3 protein-coding genes are annotated in these 1595 nt (G+C 63.6%); 2 read left to right on the top strand and 1 reads right to left on the bottom strand.

Features of this window, described 5'->3' with window-relative positions; all coding sequences use genetic code 11:
* Positions 1-534: 534 nt before the first annotated feature.
* Positions 535-744, top strand: a complete 210-nt coding sequence (locus PLC66_RS22675; protein ID WP_324544438.1) for a hypothetical protein — start codon at positions 535-537, stop codon at positions 742-744.
* A complete protein-coding gene (locus PLC66_RS22670; protein ID WP_324544437.1) occupies positions 741-1253 on the top strand; it encodes a thermonuclease family protein in 513 nt (170 codons plus the stop codon). The genes PLC66_RS22675 and PLC66_RS22670 overlap by 4 nt, the downstream gene beginning before the upstream one ends.
* A gap of 4 nt (positions 1254-1257) precedes the next feature.
* On the opposite strand, the gene PLC66_RS22665 is transcribed toward PLC66_RS22670, so the two are convergent.
* Positions 1258-1595, bottom strand: a 338-nt coding sequence (locus PLC66_RS22665; protein WP_503012262.1) for a helix-turn-helix domain-containing protein, incomplete at its 5' end; no start/stop codon positions are given.

Genomic DNA, 1595 nt, shown 5'->3' with positions numbered 1-1595 from the left:
AGCTCTTCGGAGCAGAACCTGGGGAAACCCAGCCAACAAAAGTAGCCTTCGAGGCGAACAACAGGCTCAAGTAGCCGACTCCCAAACCCCTGGCCATCGGCCAGGGGTTTTTCTTTGCCCTCCCCCACCCATGCCAACGGAACCGTGGGCACTCTCGTTCCTAGCGCGCTTCCGGGTTTATCCACCGCCTCCGGCCGTGGATAAACCCCCGCTTGCTGCCTGCCTGCTGCGTGTGCTTCCCGCACGCGGGAAGCACACGCAGCAGGCAGGACCCGTTCACTGTTTTCTTTTGAAAACAGAAACCCTAAAACCGACCCCCAACAGGCTGCGGCCCGCTCAGACACCCGGTTAAGCACCGACTGCGGCGAGCACCCCAGCTCCCGGAAAATCGCGCGCCCTCATGCCTTGAGCGTGCATAAGGCGGGCGCCGGCCCGCCCGCCCCATGCTAATCTGCCGCGCCAGAACAAGCCCCTATCATGTGACATATGACTATTCGTGCACCCTCTGGGCTCGCGACGAGAGGCGCGGCTTTGATGGTCACCCTCATCTCTGCCCTCTCGATCCCCTTCCCGCTACAAGCGAAGGAGCTCGACCCCAACCAATGCGCCGCATTGAGGGTGGAGCTGCGCCAGATCACTGAAGCCCAGCGCGAACGCAGCACCCCCTATCTGCAGGAAGAGCGCAAGCGCGTGAAGGACCGGATGTGGGCGCTCAAATGCGAGGAGATGGAGCGCCGGCGGTGAAAAGACTGTTTTGGTTGGCTGCCGCGATTCTGTTCGTGGCCGGCGTCCAGACCAGCAGCGCCGACACCGATGAACTCACCGGCCGCATCGTCTCGATCGCCGACGGCGACACGGTCACCCTGCTCGATGCCAACCTGCGGCAGCACAAGATCCGCCTCGCTGGGATCGACGCACCGGAGAAACGCCAGCCGTTCGGCAACCGCTCGAGGCTGCACCTGGGCGCACTCGTCTTCGGAAGGCAGGTGACCGCCGACTGCCCGAAAACCGACCGCTACAAGCGCGCGGTATGCCGCCTCGAGGTCGGTGGCGTCGACGCCAACCTTGCCCAGATCGAGGCCGGGATGGCGTGGCACTACAAAACGTACACGCGGGACCAGTCGCCAGCAGACCGGTGGCGCTACGCGAAGGCCGAAGACCGCGCGCGTGAGACCCGGCAAGGCCTATGGGCCAACCGGGCGCCGGTGGCGCCGTGGGACTTCAGGAAGGCAAGGAAAACCACCGCCCGGTGAGCCCTCACGCGCCGGACTTCGCCTCGGTTTTCCACTTCCGAAGGTAATCAACGAGCCGGTTCGCGCGCTCGGCAGGCGCATAGGCGATGTGCAGCAGAAGCTGAACCGGAACGGGGATATTGCGCTCGCTCTCATAGCGCGAACCACCGGATTGGGTCACCCCGACCCGCCCCCAGAACTGTGACTGGTTCATGCCATGCTTGTGGCGGAACGCCTTGATCTCGTCAGCCGAGGAGAAGATGAGTTTCGGGGCAGCCATCGTGCTCACCATTTTTCTATAAACGCCCTCATCATACCCCTTGGGCATTTCCCGTGGACGCCATGGCGCGCACGACACCGAGC

The organism is Thauera sp., from assembly GCF_035444905.1.
Taxonomy (GTDB): Bacteria; Pseudomonadota; Gammaproteobacteria; order Burkholderiales; family Rhodocyclaceae; genus Thauera.
The sequence above is the reverse complement of the archived record's forward strand: the minus strand, read 5'-3'. Positions and strand labels throughout refer to the sequence as shown.

Bases quoted from the DNA above. Each gene is read 5' to 3' on its own strand.
- PLC66_RS22675 (WP_324544438.1), top strand. From the start codon at position 535: ATGGTCACCCTCATCTCTGCCCTCTCGATCCCCTTCCCGCTACAAGCG.